Annotated in this window: 10 protein-coding genes; 7 read left to right on the top strand and 3 right to left on the bottom strand. The window is 74.9% G+C overall.

All coding sequences use genetic code 11. The annotated features are described in order from the left end of the window. Nucleotides 1–54 precede the first annotated feature (54 nt). The 3 genes from FO059_RS14820 (at nucleotide 55) to FO059_RS14810 (ending at nucleotide 2,546) form a co-directional block, all read left to right on the top strand. On the top strand, nucleotides 55–411 hold the full coding sequence (locus FO059_RS14820) for a PE domain-containing protein (protein ID WP_233266638.1): 357 nt from the start codon (nucleotides 55–57) through the stop codon (nucleotides 409–411). A 90-nt stretch (nucleotides 412–501) separates the two neighbouring features. After that, the gene (locus tag FO059_RS14815) at nucleotides 502–1,653 is read left to right on the top strand and encodes a PPE domain-containing protein (protein ID WP_143909760.1); all 1,152 of its coding nucleotides are present in this window, start codon (nucleotides 502–504) and stop codon (nucleotides 1,651–1,653) included. Beyond that, entirely contained in the window at nucleotides 1,650–2,546 is an 897-nt protein-coding gene (locus FO059_RS14810; protein WP_158726340.1) for an ESX secretion-associated protein EspG, read from the top strand. Before FO059_RS14815 ends, FO059_RS14810 begins: the two co-directional genes overlap by 4 nt. A 67-nt stretch (nucleotides 2,547–2,613) precedes the next feature. Here FO059_RS14810 and FO059_RS14805 read toward each other — a convergent pair whose 3' ends face one another. Beyond that, on the bottom strand, nucleotides 2,614–4,395 hold the full coding sequence (locus tag FO059_RS14805) for a type VII secretion protein EccE (RefSeq protein ID WP_143909758.1): 1,782 nt from the start codon (nucleotides 4,393–4,395) through the stop codon (nucleotides 2,614–2,616). Between the two features lie 152 nt (nucleotides 4,396–4,547). Between FO059_RS14805 and eccB the strand changes: the two genes are divergently transcribed. Further along, the gene (gene eccB / locus FO059_RS14800; RefSeq protein ID WP_235671093.1) at nucleotides 4,548–5,987 is read left to right on the top strand and encodes a type VII secretion protein EccB; all 1,440 of its coding nucleotides are present in this window, start codon (nucleotides 4,548–4,550) and stop codon (nucleotides 5,985–5,987) included. On the opposite strand, the gene mycP is transcribed toward eccB, so the two are convergent. Then, nucleotides 5,974–7,398: a type VII secretion-associated serine protease mycosin gene (gene mycP / locus FO059_RS14795; RefSeq protein WP_143909756.1), complete on the bottom strand. Its 1,425-nt coding sequence runs from the start codon at nucleotides 7,396–7,398 to the stop codon at nucleotides 5,974–5,976. The two genes, eccB and mycP, sit on opposite strands and share 14 nt — an antisense overlap. After that, nucleotides 7,395–9,014 (bottom strand): type VII secretion integral membrane protein EccD, encoded by a 1,620-nt coding sequence (gene eccD, locus FO059_RS14790; RefSeq protein WP_158726338.1) that lies wholly within the window; start codon nucleotides 9,012–9,014, stop codon nucleotides 7,395–7,397. The genes mycP and eccD overlap by 4 nt, the downstream gene beginning before the upstream one ends. Before the next feature lie 141 nt (nucleotides 9,015–9,155). On the opposite strand from eccD, the gene eccCa reads away from it, so the two are divergent. From eccCa to FO059_RS18975, 3 genes are all read left to right on the top strand, one after another. Continuing rightward, nucleotides 9,156–13,112: a type VII secretion protein EccCa gene (eccCa, locus tag FO059_RS14785; protein WP_143909754.1), complete on the top strand. Its 3,957-nt coding sequence runs from the start codon at nucleotides 9,156–9,158 to the stop codon at nucleotides 13,110–13,112. A gap of 205 nt (nucleotides 13,113–13,317) precedes the next feature. Further along, nucleotides 13,318–13,632, top strand: a complete 315-nt coding sequence (locus FO059_RS14780; protein ID WP_143909753.1) for a type VII secretion target — start codon at nucleotides 13,318–13,320, stop codon at nucleotides 13,630–13,632. Next, nucleotides 13,629–14,861, top strand: a complete 1,233-nt coding sequence (locus tag FO059_RS18975; protein WP_143909752.1) for a C40 family peptidase — start codon at nucleotides 13,629–13,631, stop codon at nucleotides 14,859–14,861. The genes FO059_RS14780 and FO059_RS18975 overlap by 4 nt, the downstream gene beginning before the upstream one ends. Nucleotides 14,862–14,917 lie beyond the last annotated feature (56 nt).

Raw genomic sequence — 14,917 nt, 5'->3', positions numbered from 1 at the left:
AGGTTGACCACCGTCCGTGGGGGCGGACGGGGAACGGGGACCCGAGGGGGGAATGTGACGGGAATCAGTGGCGCCGTTTCAGGCGGGGGATTCGGCGGCGGCGCCGGCGGCATGGTGGTGGTCGAACCGGCGGCCATGGTGGCGGCGGCCGCGGAGCTGGACGCGGTCGCGGAGGGGATCGACGCGGCCAGGCGCACGCATTCGCCGGCGCTGCACGCGGCGCCGGCCGGTGCGGAGGAAGTCTCACTCGCCGTATCCCGTAATCAGCACGCGGTGGCGGACAGCTTCGACGTCGCCGCGGCCACGGGGGCGCACGAGCTGCGCCGCGCGGCGCAGGCGCTGCGCTTGCAGGCGGCCGCATACGGCACGTCGGACGGCGCCGCGGCGTCGGCGGTGGGCGCGCTGTACTGACCGATCGCCCGCCGGCTCGCGCGGGCGGTCCGGCGGGGTGCGCGGACGCGGGAGGGCGGCTGCGCATATTCGTGAAGGGGGAAGAAAACCATGGTGGGGTTCACCGGAGTCGTGTGGTTTCCGCGGGGAGCCACGATCAACTCGACCACTCTGTACGCGGGCCCGGGGCCGGTGCCGATGTCGGCGGCCTCGGCGGCGTGGACCGACCTGACCGTGCTGCTCGGCGCGGGCGCGGCCGCACTCACGGCCGCGGTCGGGGGGCTGGGGACCACCTGGCAGGGACCGGCGGCCGGCATGGCGTACGCGAGCTTCGGCGGCTTCGGTGCCTGGCTGGCGGAAACCATCGAGCATGCGGGACGGATGGCGGTGACCACCGGCGCCGGGGCCGCCGCATACACGGCGGCGGCGCTGGTGATGCCCAGCCCGGTGGAGATCGCGGCGACCCGCGCGGCGATGGCGGGTGCCACTCTGGCGGCCGCCTCCACCGGAGTCGGGCTCGGGGCGGGCGTCGCCGCGGCCGAGGCCGCCGAGCGGGAGATGGACATCCGCGCGGCGATGGCGATGGACGGCTACGAGGCGGCGTCGACGGTGCTGTCCGTCCCCGCGCCCTTCAGGCCCGCGCCGCCGATCACGATTCCGGAGCACCACGGACTTTCGCTGGTGGACTCCGCCGCGCGTGACCTCGCGCGCGCGGCGGAGTCCGCCGGGCAGCAGACCCGGGCGGCGGCCGCGGAGTTCCTCGAAACCGGGGCGGTGGATCCGGGGGCGCTCGGCGATGCCGCGTCCGCAGCGACACGCGCGGCGGCGGTCGCGCCGGCCCCGCCCACCGGGCTGAGCGGGCACGGCACGGCGCTCGCCGCAGCCGGAACTCCGGCGCCCGCCGTGCACGCGGCCGGCGCTCCGGACGGAGCGGGGGCGGTTCCGGGGCGTGGCGCGGTGGCCGCACGGGCGGGGGTGTACGGCACGGGGATCGGCGGGCTTGGGGGCGCCGCGCTCGCGCCGGTGGCATCCGGGGCGTCGGCACCTGCGTCGGGCGCCGGCCGGGCCGGTCCTCGGATCTCAGGGACGGGCGAGCAGACCCCGTCCGCGGCACGGTCGGCCGTCCCGCCGCGCCTGCGTCCCGGCACGGCCGGCTCCGGCGGCGAGGACGACCACGAGCCGGAGGAGCGGCTGCGCGCCCTCGACCGGATCGACGACGGCCGCCTCGTCGTGCCCGCGGTGCTGGGAGGCGCGGCGCGGTGAGCGACCGCGCCCACCGGATCACTCTTTCCATCCCGGAGTTGCAGCGGTGCGCCGGGCTGCTCGGCATCGAGGAACTGCCGTTGGCCCTCGGGGGCGGGCCCGAACGCGTTGTCGGTGCTGCGCCTCCGTCCACGGCGGAAGTGGACGGTGCGCTGCGCCGCCGTGGCCTGCTCACAACGGGCGGGGGCGGCGCCGGACCGGAACCGTGTCCTCCGCTCGCCGAGCTCGTGTCCGCACTGTGTTCGGCGCCGGAGGAGGTCGCGGCGCGGCGGATCACCGAGGGCGGCGTCGCGCGTCTGTGCCTGGCCGGCGACCGGCCGCCGGCCAGTCCGCGTGATGCGATCGGTGCGGTCGGCTTGCGGGCAGGCGTGGCGGCGACGCGTGCGACGGGCGACGACGCGCCGGTCGCACTGTCATGGTCGCGTCCACGGCGCGCCGAACTGATGCGGTTCCTCGGTGATGCGGAACCCGTCGCGCTGCGGGATCCGGTGCGGGTACCGCTCGCAGAGCTGCAGCAGCGGCTGGCCGAGTGCGGAGAGCAGCGCCTCACGGCCGCGGCACCGGAGGACCCCGGCGCGGTGTCGCAGGGCGAGTGCGCTGCGGCGTTCATCGCGTGCGGTGCACCGGCGGACGCCGCCGACACCATCGCCGTGGTCCTGTGCTCGGTCACTGCGTGGAGCGAGGTGGTGCGGCTGCGGCGTGGATCGGCGTGCGCACCCGGGCCCCACGAGGCTGTGCCGCCCGCCGCGATGGTGGTCTACGACTCGCCGCGCGGCCGGCTGGTCGCGGCGCCGGGACGCGCCCCCGGCGGGGTGCTGTGGGCGACCTTCGGCCCCGGCGACGCGGAGCGCATCGGGCGCGGGCTGGAGGCGTTGGCGGACCTCGCGGAGTAGCAGGGCGGCGCACGCCGAAACGGATCCGGCGTGCATCGTTCCTTGACACCTAGCGTCGCCACGGCCGTCACTCCGGCCGCCCGATCAGCCGGGCCTCGTCGGGGATCGACACCACCGAGACCGTCGCCGCGGCCCCGTGCACGACGACGTGCACGGCGTTCGGGTCGTCCGGGTCCTGGTGCACCCGCGCGTCCGCATGGCCTGCCCCTGCGGCCCCGCGCTGGACCACCCGGATCACAGTGGCGTCGGCGGGCACCCGGGGGACAGGAACGGACGACCCGAGGCAGTCCACGACGACGGCGCCGTAGCGCCGCACCGTCGCGTCGGACAGGGCACTCGTCGGCGGGGTCGTGACGCCGGAGAAGGTGGACACGGCCGCAGCGACCCGCAGGGAGGACACGTCGGCGATCTCCGCCTCCAGGTGGCGCCATTCGCCGGGGCGGTCGGTGATCACCAGGATCCGCGCGCCGGTCGCGAGTGCGCGCAACACCACCTGGCGGGCGATGTACGCCTGCCCGGCCACTTCCACCGTGCGAAGCGGGGGCCCGACCAAGCGCGCGAGCACCGCCTTGCCGGACGCGTCTCCGCCGATCAGTTGCCCATGCCCGGCGACCGGGATCGTGAGCCTGCCTGCCGCGGCCGGAGGAATGTCTGCGGGCTCGGCGAGCCTGTCGAAGCGGCTGTCGCCGCGGGGGGAGGTCGCCTGCAATGCGTCGGCCTGGGCGCCGCGGAGGAGGCGTGCCCCGGGCACGCGCGGGGCCGGCACCGGCGCGTCGGAGGCATAGCGGGCCAGCGCGCCCACTCGCACGTGGCCGGGAGATCGCGGCCGTCCCAGCCGAACCGACATGACTGCCGTCGCGCAGGGCTGGTCCCATGCGCAGGCCCACGGGTGTGCGCCGACAGCGGCCGCGTCGGTGGGAAGCGCGAACGTCGTGTGAGTGCGGCGCCCGGCGTCACTCGCCGTGCCGGTGTCGATGCGGTCCCACCGCACCCGCGCCCCGCCCGCTCCGTGGTCGCCGATGAAACCGCGCACGGCGCCGTCGAGGTCGGCGGCGGTGAGCATGGTGGCGGCCATCCCCTCTCGCTCGATCGCGCGGACGATGCGGGCGGCGGCGACCCCCGCGGCGCGGACCGCGCCGCGTTCGCGCGCGCCGGGGCCGGCGCCGCCGCGCCTGGCCACCGCCTCCGGGCACAGCCGCGGGTCCAGGCGGACCATGACGACGGTGTCGTGGCGGACCGCCGCCGGCAGTTGACCCACCAGGCGCGAGTGCACCGCGGCGGCCGCGGGAGGGCCGGCAGTCCGGATGCTGCGGGTGTGGATGTCGATGCCGGACAGGCGGACGTCGAACTGGTCCAGAAGCGGCGCGAGAAGCCCCGGTGACAATGCGGCGGCCGCGCCCCCGCGGCTTTGCGGGGAACGGCCGGAGCTGATCGTCGTGATGCCGACGAACTGCTCGGACACCTGCATTGCGCAGACGAGTTCTTCTGCATCCCAGCGAAAACCGGTTTCCGGCGGTACTGCGAGCCGCCGAGTGACGCCGGTGGGTGCGGCGGGGGACGGCGCGGATTTCCGCCGCCCGGCCGCCCCCCGGCCGTTCCCGCCGGAGGTCATCGCCGGCCCGGGCGGGACGGCGGCGAGGAGACCGCGGGATTGCAGAAGGTGCCGATAGCGCAGCGCGGCACCGTCCACCAAGGAGCGCCCGCGGACCGGTACGACGGCGCCGAGCCCCGTCAGGATCCCGGCCGCCGCCGCGGCCGGAATGCCCGAACCGACGACGAGAAGTGCGAGCGCTGCTGTGATTCCGACGATTTCGGCGGCGATGACGATCGCGACCGGACGTGTTCCCACCCTGATCCCCCCTGGATCCGCTGTCCGGACCCCGTACCGGACGGGGCCTACGGTAGTGTCCGCCGCGGGGGAGCGGGAGAACGGGGGGTGCCATGCCCGCGCATTTGACGACCAGGCCGCAGGTGAACGGCTACAGATTCATCATCCGCCGCATGGAGCACGCGCTGGTGCGGCGCGACGTGCGCATGCTGCACGAGCCGATGCGCAGCGCGTCGCGCTCGCTCGTGGTGGGGGCGGTGCTGGGAACGCTGGTGATGGCGGGATTCGGCATCGCCGCGTGGATCAGCCCGGCGCCGGACACCGACGGCGCCGACATCCTGCTCGCCGAGGGCAGCGGCGCGCTGTACGTGCGCGTGGAAGGCGAGCGGATCGCCGCACCGGGCCCGGGGGGCGGCGCCGTCGCGGACGTGCTGCACCCCGCCCTGAATCTCGCGTCCGCGCGGCTGGTCGCCGGAACGGATGCAGCGCCGTCGGGGGTTCCGGACGATCACCTTCCTGATCTGCGCCGGGGACCCGTGGTCGGCATACCCGGCGCGCCGCAGATCCTTCCCGCCCGTGACGGCCAGATCGCGGGGCCGTGGGCCGTGTGCGACGAGCTCGAGCGCGGCGCCGTCGCGCACACGAACTTACTGATCGGCGGGGGTGCGACGGCGGCGGACGCGCTCACCGGGGGTGCGGCGGTGCTGGTGACGGACGGCGAGGGCGCCTACGTGGTGCACGACGGTGCGCGGTCCGCCGTGGACCTCGGCGATCCACAGGTGGTGCGGGCGCTGGGGCTCGGAGGGGTCGCACCGGTGCGGGTGTCGGCGGGCCTGATGGCCGCGCTGCCGGAAGGACCCGAGTTGCGGGCTCCGCGCATCGACGGCGCCGGCGGGCTCCCCGGCTTCCCGATGGCGGACGTGCGGGTGGGGGACGTGGTCCGGGTCGACCGCGGAACCGGTGGCGGTGCGGACGGCGACCGTTACGTGGTGCTGCGCGACGGCCTCCAGGCGCTTCCCGGAACCGTCGCGGATCTGATCCTGTACTCGGGCGCGGGCCATGGCCTCCGGCAGCGCAGCATCGCGCCGGAGTCGGTGGCGGATGCACCCGTGACGCGGACGCCGCTGCCGTTGGACGGGTACCCGTCGGGCCCGCTGCGACTGCGGGACGTGGAGGACGGGACGCTGTGCGTGTCATGGGCCTCCGGTCGGCGCGGCGGCGGATGGACGGCGTGGACGGGCGGCCAGGGAGCGGCCGGCGTCGCGGGGGTGCGACTGGTGGGTGCGGACGGCGCCGGTCCGTCGGTGGACCGGTTCGTGCTGCGGCCCGGCGCTGCCGCCCACGTGACCGCGGTGCGGGACTCCGGTGGCGGCGTGAGTGCGGGGCGGGCGGACGGCCCGCGGTTCCTCGTCGCCGAGACCGGTGTGCGCTATGGGATTCCGGATGCGGCGACGTCGAAGGTCCTCGGCCTGGGCGATGAGACCGATCCGGCGCCATGGTCGATCCTGGGCCTGTTGCCCGCCGGCCCCGCGCTCAACCGCACCGATGCGCTGGTGATGCACGACGGCCTGAGCCCCGATCCCGCACCGGCGGCGCTGCTCACCGCCGACTGAGCGCGTTTGCGCGGCGCGGACGTGCGCGGCGCAGGATCGCGGCGCCGATGCCCGCGGCGCAGAGCGCTGCGGCGGACGCCGCGGCGGCGAGCAGTGCGCGGTCGCGGGCGGTGGTGTCGCGTGGCTGCGGGACCGGCCCCGTCGCCAGGGCGGCGGTGCGGCCGCCGGGCCCTCCGTTCCCCGGCCCCGCGCCCCCGAACCGCAGTGCCGGCAGCGCCGCAGGCGGCGTGGTGAGGGCGGACATCGGATCGATCACGCCATAGCCGACGGTCGGTTCCCACCCGTGCGGCCCGGGGACGGCGGTCGCGACGATCCGCTCGACCACCTCCGTCGCGGACAGGGCGGGGAACCGCGATCGGATATCCGCGGCCAGGCCGGCGACGAGCGGCGCGGCGAAGCTGGTCCCCTCGATGGCCGCGACGCCCCGCTCGGTGCGCACCCGGTCGGCCAGGCCGCCGTCCGGTCTGTTGGCGAGCGAGGTGACGGCCGTGCCGGGGGCGGCCACCGTCACCCACGGCCCCGCCACGCTGAAGTCCGAGGGCGCGCCGCCCGGGTCCACCGAGGCGACCGTGATGACGTGGTCGGTGTAGTGCGCGGGGGCGACGTCGGTGAAGGCGGAGTCCCATCCGCGCGAATGCGGTTGCAGCGGGTCGCGTTCGGTCGGGTTCTGCCGGCAGGCGCCGCTGTCGCCGCGGGTGTTCCCGGCGGCCACGACGATCACGATGTCGCGCTCGGCCGCATAGTCGACGGCGTCGGCGAGAGTTGGCGTGCGCAGCGAACCGACGCCCTGCCCGCACGCCACCTCGGAGATGTTGATGACGGTGGCGCCCTGGTCGGCCGCCATGCGTATCGCGCGCGCCAGCGTGCCGATGGTCCCGACCCCGCGGCCGCCGACCGTCCCGTCCTCGCCGGTGCCCGCGGCCCCGGCCGCACCGTCGGCGTCGGTGAACTTCGCGGAGGACTGCCGGATCGAGAGGACGCGCGCGTCGGGTGCGACTCCGGCGAAGCCGTCGTGCGGCGAGGGCGCGGCGGCGATGAGGCCGGCCACGAGCGTGCCATGCGCGTCGCAGTCGGTCAGGCCGGCACCAGCTGCCCCCGGGCCGCCGGCCTGCACGAGATCTCCGCCGGCGGTCAGGTTCCGCAGCCGCGGGTGGGGTGCGACGCCCGTGTCGATGACGGCCACCGTCTGGCCCTGCCCGGAGCCGAATCGCCACAGGTCCGACACGTGGAGGAGGGCCTGCGCGGGTGGGACGCCCACAGGCGGCGCGCCGGGGGCGCGATCGGCGACGGCACACGGGGCCGTCTGCCGCACGTCCGCGGCGGCGGGTGCGGCGACGGTCACGGCCGCCGCCAGCATCATCAGCGCCACGGGCACCATGGCCGCGGCGAGTCGGTTGCGCCGCGCCGTCACAGCGACCGCATGGCGGAGTAGGCGCCCATCACCCACAGCGCGAGCGGCAGCACCGACGCGATGAGCGCGTACTCGGCCAGCTCCACGCCCCTGCGCACGACAGGGGAGAACCCGATCCGCTGGGCCGCAACCCCGCAGTACAGCGCCACCGCCACTGCCGTCGCGGCCAGGACCGCCCCGGTCACCACGGCGGGGCCGTGCGGGGAGCCGGACGAGCCGACGGCCGCGGCGGTGGTGAGGATCGCCGTGACTGCGCCGCCGGACACCAGGATCGCGGCCGGCGCGGTGTCCGCGTGCCCACGCCCGCGGAGCATGAGGACCGTGCACACCACGGCGGCGAGCACGGTGCCCGGCCACGAGAGCGGTGCGGGCGACAGTGTCACGCTGAGCGCGCCCGCTGCGGCGGTCGCCGCCGCGCCCGCCATGATCCCGGCGAGGCAGCGGCCGGCGTTCACCGTCCCCTCGACCAGGTGCGGCGCGAGGCGGGCGGGTGCGCAGGAGTCGGCGGCGAGGTCGGCGCGGACGTCCCGCGATGGCACGGGCGGCATCGGCAGCCGTACGAGCAGCACGGTCAGCCTGGGGGCGAGCGCCGGCACGACGACCGCCGCGACGAGCAGCCCGGCCCCCGTCGCCTGCGCGCCGGGATGGGTGAAGGCCGCCAGCGCCGAGGCGGAGCCGACCGTCAGACACGCGGTGGTCGTCGCCGTGTGCACCAGGATGCCCGAGCGCTCGGCGCGGGAGCATGCCACGGCGCACGCCGCGGCGAAGGCGCAGCCGGCGAGCAGCCCGGCGGGCCCCACCAGCGGCTGTGGAAGCAAGGCCCCGGCCACGAAGGCGAACGGAAGAGCGCAGTAGCCGAGCACCCTTCCCGTCCCGGCATCCCCGTAGACCCGCGCGACCACCGGGCTCGCTATCGCGGCGAGGACCGCGCACACGGCCGCCACGGCGGTTCGTGCGCCCTGGGCGGTGCCGGGAGTCCCCGATGTCCAGGCGGTGCGTGGCAGCAGCGGAAGATCCGGCAGCGAGGGCGCGAGGAGCATCCACGCCCCGGCGGACGCGGCTGTCACGGCGACGGCGAACGCCAGACGCCGGGCCGCCGGTGCGCCCCACTGTGCGAACCTCTCCGCCCCGGCGACGGACACGGCATCGACGACGTCGTCGAACAGCGGCTCGGGCGCGGCGGCGGCGGATCGCTGCAGGTGCAGCAGCGTCCCGTCGACGATGCCCTGCTCGGCGAGGGTGGACTCCGGGGACAGCGGGGCGGCCCCGACCGGCGCGAGCACCCAGACCGCGCCGTCCTCGTCGTGCGCGTGCGGGGCGGCGATCGTGCGCCGGTGCGCCGACGTCAACTCGACGAGTTCCGGTATCAGGGCGGCGACCGGCACGGACGCGGGGACGGTGACGTCCACCTGCGTCTCCGGTGCGATCAGCGAGAGCGAGCACGACTCCGGAGACGTCGCCGGGCCGACGTCGGACGTGCCCGCGGACGGAGCCGATTCCCCTGTGACGAGCGCTGATCCCACGCGATGCCCCCCGGCGATGATCCTCTGCGCGGATGCGGCCGCGCGGCGTCCCCCGGCGCCTGCGGCGGCGCCCTTCCCCCATGCGGTGGTCACCGTACAACACCGTGCCCGGCGGATGAACGTGTCGGTGGGGTCGCATACGATGCGTCCGATCGCCGGGGAGGGCGGTCGGGGTCCGGTCGGGGTCGTCGCGTCACAGCGCGGCGCGGGCCGGCCGAGTCGAGGGGGGATCGGATGACTACGCGCGACTTCGTCCGGCGGCCGCGCCTGCCCGCGCCGCAGGTGCCGGGCGGGGAGCTCGAGCTGCAACCGCCGCCGTCGGTGCCGCGTCCGGTGCCCGGTGGGCTGCTGCAGCGGCTGATGCCGGTCGTCATGGTGGTCGCGATGCTCGGCATGGTGGCGCTCATGGTGGCGTCGGGAGGCATGAACAACCCGATGACCTTGCTCTTCCCGATAATGATGGTGTTCTCCATGGTGGGGATGCTCGGCGGGGCAGGGGGTTCGCGGTCCAAGCGGCCCGCGGAGCTGGACGAGGAGCGGAAGGACTACTTCCGCTACCTCGCCGGGGTGCGGGACCAGGTGGCCGAGACCGTGCGTGCGCAGCGTGCGGGCCTGGGCTGGCACCATCCGGAGCCGGGGGCGCTGCGCGGGCTCGTGGGCGGTCGCCGCATGTGGGAGCGGCTGCCGGAGCAGCCGGACTACTGCCACCTGCGCATCGGCCTGGGAGACCAGCGCCTGGCCACCACGCTCGCCGTCCCGGCGTTGGGGCCGCTGGAGGACCTCGAGCCCATCTCCGCGGTGGCGATGCGCCGGTTCGTCCACACGCATTCGGTGGTGCCGCGGCTTCCCACTGCGGTGTCGCTGCGCGGGTTCGCGGCGATCGTCCTCGGTGGAGACAGGTCGCAGGCGCGGTCGGCGGTGCGCGCGATGCTGCTGCAGCTGTGCGTATTCCACGGGCCCGACCACGTACGGGTGTGCCTGGTCTCGCCCGACCCGGACGGCGTGGACTGGGGATGGATCAAGTGGCTTCCGCACGCCCGCCCGCCGGGCGGAGACCGGCCCGGCCGCGGCTCGCTGGTGTTCCGGTCGCTCCACGACCTGGAGGACACGCTCGACGGCGATCTGGCTGGCCGAGGCCGCTACTCCCGCCTCGCCGATCCCGTGCCGGGGCAGGCGCACATCGTCGTCGTGCTCGACGGCGGCCACGTCCTGGGCGACGAGCGGTTGTGCGCCGCCGGAGTGGACGGGGTGACGGTTCTCGACCTCACCGGAGAGCTGGAACGGCTCGCGGCGCGTCGCGGCCTGCGCTGCGAGGTCTCCGGAGGGCGCATCGCCGGGCACAGCGCGGCCGGCGTCGAGGACTTCGGCACGGTGGACGCCGTCGGCGCGGCGGAGGCGGCCGCGACGGCGCGCGCCCTCGCCGGATACCGGGTGGCGCACGGCGGGCCGGACGCGGGGGTGCCCGCCGGCCCGGGCGGCCGCGGTCTGATGTCTCTGTTGGGGATCGCCGACCCGTCGGCCCTGAGCCCCGCCGGCGCGTGGGTACGGCGGATCGGACGCGACCGCCTGCGCGTGCCCATCGGGTTCGACCCCTCCGGAATGCCGGTGGAGATCGATCTCAAAGAGTCCGCTGAGGGCGGCATGGGCCCTCACGGCCTGTGCATCGGCGCCACGGGATCGGGCAAGTCCGAACTGCTGCGCACGCTCGTGGTCTCGCTGCTGGTCACGCACGGACCGGAACAGCTCAATCTGGTGCTCGTGGACTTCAAGGGCGGCGCCACGTTCCTGGGCCTGGAGAACGCGCCGCACGTGTCGGCCGTCATCACCAACCTCGAGGACGAGCTGCCGATGGTGGACCGCATGCGCGATGCGCTTTCGGGCGAAATGCACCGGCGCCAGGAGCTGTTGCGCGCCGCCGGGAACTTCGCGAACGTCGGCGACTACGAGGCCGCGCGCACCGACGGCGCGGATCTCGCCCCGCTGCCCGCGTTGTTCATCGTCGTGGACGAGTTCTCGGAGCTGCTCAGCCGGCAACCGGAGTTCGCCGAGCTGTTCGTGGCCATCGGCAGGCTGGGCCGTTCGCTGCACATGCATCTGCTGCTGGCCAGCCAGCGGCTGGACGAGGGCAGGCTGCGTGGTCTGGACAGCCACCTGTCCTACCGGATCGGACTCAAGACGTTCTCCGGCAACGAGTCCCGGAGCGTGCTCGGGGTGCCGGACGCCTACCACCTTCCGGCTGTTCCGGGTTCCGGTTACCTCAAGTGCGATTCCGGTGAGCTGATCCGGTTCACCGCGGCGTACGCGTCCGGGCCGGTGCCCCGGTCGGGATCCGCGGCCGCATCTGCGGCGCAGGCGCAGCGGGCGTGGGCGATGCTGTTCACCGCGCAATCGCGGACGCCGCCGGTGGCCGCCGTGCACAGGCCGTCCGCACAGGTCGAAGAACCGGACCACGCTGCACCGGTGCTGCTGGACGTGGTCGTCGAGCGGTTGCGATCCGCCGCATACCGTGCGCACGAAGTGTGGTTGCCCCCGCTCGGAGCATCCCCCGCGCTCGGCGTGCTGCTCGACGCGGCCGGCCCGCGCCGCGGCCACGGCGCTCTCGCGGTCCCGGTGGCCCTGGTGGATCGGCCTTTCGACCAGCGCCGCGACATTCTCACGGTGCGGCTGGAGGGCGCCGGCGGCAATGCGGCGATCGTCGGCGGGCCGCAGTCCGGCAAATCGACCGCCGCGCGCACTCTGGTGCTGGCGCTGGCTGCGCGGTGCTCGCCCGACGAAGTGCAGGTCTACTGCCTCGATTTCGGAGGCGGCGCCCTCGCCGGCCTGTCCGGAGTTCCGCACGTGGGCTCGGTGGCCGGGCGGCGGGACACCGACTTGGTGCGTCGCACGGTCGCGGAGCTCACCGCGATCGTCGACGCGCGGGAGGAGCAGTTCGCGCGGCTCGGCGTCGAGTCCATGGACCGGTTCCGCACACTCCGTGCCGGGACGGGGAAACCGGAGGGTCACCGCCTCGACCGATTCGGAGACGTGTTTCTGGTGGTGGACGGGTTCGCCGTCGTCCGGCAGGACTTCGAGCAGCTCGAGCCGCAGATCCACGCGCTCGCCGTGCGCGGGCTGTCCTACGGAGTGCACGTGGTCATCACGGCGAACAGGTGGGCGGAGCTTCGCCCGGCGCTCAAGGACATGATCGGCACGCGCATCGAGTTGCGGCTGGGGGACCCCGCCGATTCGGAGATGCATCGGAAGCGTGCGGCCCAGGTTCCGGCGGGCCGCCCGGGCCGCGGCCTCACGGACGAGGGGCTGCACCTGTTGATCGCGGAGCCGCGTCTGACGGCCGCCGGCGACGGCGAAGTGAGTGAAACCGCCGACGCCGGGGCGCACGCGGTGGAACTGCTGTGCAGACGGTGGCCGGGCCGCGCCGCCCCGGGGATACGCATGCTGCCGCGGATCCTGCGACGGGAGGAACTGGCAGAGCAGTGCGGACCCGGCCGCGCCGGGCTTGCCGTGCCGCTGGGGCTCGACGAGGCGGCACTGGCGCCGGTGCACGCGCGGCTCGACGACCAGCCGCACTTCATGGTGTTCGCCGACCCTGAATCCGGCAAGACCAGTGCGCTACGCACGCTGTGCCGCGGCCTGGTCGAGGAGTTCACCGCGGAGCAGGTGAAGCTGATCGTGGTCGACTATCGCCGCACGATGCTCGGCGAGGTCGAGGGGCCGCACCTGGCCGGATACGCCACCACCGCGGACATCCTCGGACGCATGGTGGCGCACTTGAGGTCGGTGCTCGCGGAGCGACTTCCGGGTACGGACGTCACCCAGGCGCAGCTGCGTGCCCGTTCATGGTGGGAGGGCCCGGAGATCGTGCTCGTCGTCGACGACTACGACCTGGTCGCCACAGCGTCCGGAAACCCGTTGCAGCCGTTGGTGGACTACCTCTCACAGGGCAAGGACATCGGATTCCACCTCGTGATCGCCCGGCGTACCGGCGGCGCGGCGAGGGCCATGTTCGATCCGGTGCTCGGCCGACTGAAGGACCTGTCGACAGACGGGGTCGTCATGAACGGCAGCCGCGACGAGGGGCCGCTGATCGGCGGTGCCCGGCCGGAAAGGATGCCGCCCGGGAGGGGCATGCTGGTCACCAGGTCCGGAGGGCGGCGCCTGGTGCAGCTTGCGCTCTCGGAGGCTGCGGAATGACTCGCCGAAGGGCTATGCGCAACTGCGGCCGCGCCTGTGGATAACTTCCGTTGTGCGCCGCCGCCGACGGCCTGCCCGTGTACTGTCGGAATCGTCCGGCCGCGGGGGCGGCGTGGACGTCGGCATCACCTCGGGGGAGGCCGGGAGGCGTGGGGAGTCGCCGGAGGGATTCCGGCGGGACGGAAAGAGCTTTGGGGGGTTTCGCATGGGGGATTTGATCGTGTCCGTCGACCACATCCGTTGGTGTGCAGGCGAGTTCACGGAAGCCGGTGACGGGGTCGCGGCGCATTCCGGGGTGGACTCCGCGGCGATGGCGGCGGCTCTGGGCCCTGTGTTCGGGGTCCTGGGCGGCGGTTTCGTGGAGTCCTTCGCGGCGGCACACGCCGCGCACGGCGCCGGGGTGGCGGGCCTGGCCGAGGTCCTCGGGGCGGCAGGGACGACGGCGTCGGTCATCGCAGACGCGTATGAGCAGCACGAGGCCGCGCAGGCCGGAGCGCTGTCGGCGGGAGGCGCGCTGTGATCGCCGAGGCGCTGGCGCGGCCGATCACCGACTTGATCGCGCAGGCGGGCACCGGAGATCTGGGTGCGTGCGGCGCGGACACCCGCGTGCGCGAAGGGTCGTCGGGGATCGCGGCGGCGATGCGCACGGGGGTCATCTCGGCAGGAGCGGTGGGCGCCGGCTGGCAGGGAGCGGACGCGGACGCGTGCGCACGGCTGGCGGCACAGGCGGGCCGCGCCGGGGCCGCGCTGGTGGAGCAAGGCGACGGCATCGCCACGGTGCTCGCCGATGCCGCGGCGGGAGTGCGGCGCGGCGTGGGGGAACTCGGCGGGATCCTTGACTCCTTTCTCGCCGTCGTCGCCTGTCAGGGGCCGGCGCTGCTCACTCCGGCGGGCCAGGTCGCGGTGGTGGCCGCGGCCGCCGACCACGTCGAGCAGGCGCTGGCCGTGGTGGCACGCATGCGCGGCGAGCTGGAGGCCCACGCCGCGGAGTTGGCGCCGTACATTCCGCAGGTGCCGTTGCCGGCGATGCCCGATGCGGGCGGGCTGGCGCGCTTCGCGGAGGGGCTCTCGCAGGCGGGGGCCGACCTGACCGGGCAGGTGCGTGCCGCGGCCGTGGATGCCTGGGGGGACGTCAAGGGCCGGGTGGACGCGTTCTTCGAGGCAGGGGCTGACGACGCAGGACCGCCGACCGCACCCGGGAGTGGTGAGGCCGCGGTCGTGGACGGTCCGTGCCCGCCCGGATGCACCTGTCCTGCGTGCGCGGGTGCAGCGGATGGCGCGCAGACGGCGACGGCCGCGGCCGGCGGCGCGGTACCGGCGGGCGCCGAGGCGGGGGCGGGCTTCGTCGGCGGCGGTGCGGACGTCAGGTTGCCGAACGGCGACGTGGTCACCGCACCGAACGCCGAGGCGGCGGATGCGGTCCGCGCGGCGCTGACGCAGCGCGGAGTCCCATACAGCTGGGGCGGGACCGACCCTGGGGAGGGCCTCGACTGCAGCGGGCTCACACAGTGGGCGTACGGGCAGGCCGGCGTGGACCTGCCGCGGCTCGCGGAGAACCAGTCGGTGGGCATGCCGGTGCCGGCCGACGCGCTGGCGCCCGGAGACCTGGCGGTGTGGGACGGACACGTCGCCATGGTCCTCGGCGACGGACGGATGATCGAGGCAGGCGATCCAGTGCAGGTCTCGTCACTGCGGACGACCAACGCGGACATGCAGTTCCAAGGGTTCTATCGGCCGACGGCCGGATGAGAGTCGACGTTCTGCCAGTGCGGGGCAGGACTCGATCCGGCGTGGGGAGAGCCGGT

The sequence above is a fragment of the Tomitella fengzijianii genome, assembly GCF_007559025.1.
In the GTDB taxonomy this organism is placed as follows: domain Bacteria; phylum Actinomycetota; class Actinomycetes; order Mycobacteriales; family Mycobacteriaceae; genus Tomitella; species Tomitella fengzijianii.
The sequence above is the reverse complement of the archived record's forward strand: the minus strand, read 5'-3'. Positions and strand labels throughout refer to the sequence as shown.

Bases quoted from the DNA above. Each gene is read 5' to 3' on its own strand.
- FO059_RS14815 (WP_143909760.1), top strand. From the start codon at position 502: ATGGTGGGGTTCACCGGAGTCGTGTGGTTTCCGCGGGGAGCCACGATC.
- eccB (WP_235671093.1), top strand. From the start codon at position 4,548: ATGGAGCACGCGCTGGTGCGGCGCGACGTGCGCATGCTGCACGAGCCG.
- eccCa (WP_143909754.1), top strand. From the start codon at position 9,156: ATGACTACGCGCGACTTCGTCCGGCGGCCGCGCCTGCCCGCGCCGCAG.
- FO059_RS14780 (WP_143909753.1), top strand. From the start codon at position 13,318: ATGGGGGATTTGATCGTGTCCGTCGACCACATCCGTTGGTGTGCAGGC.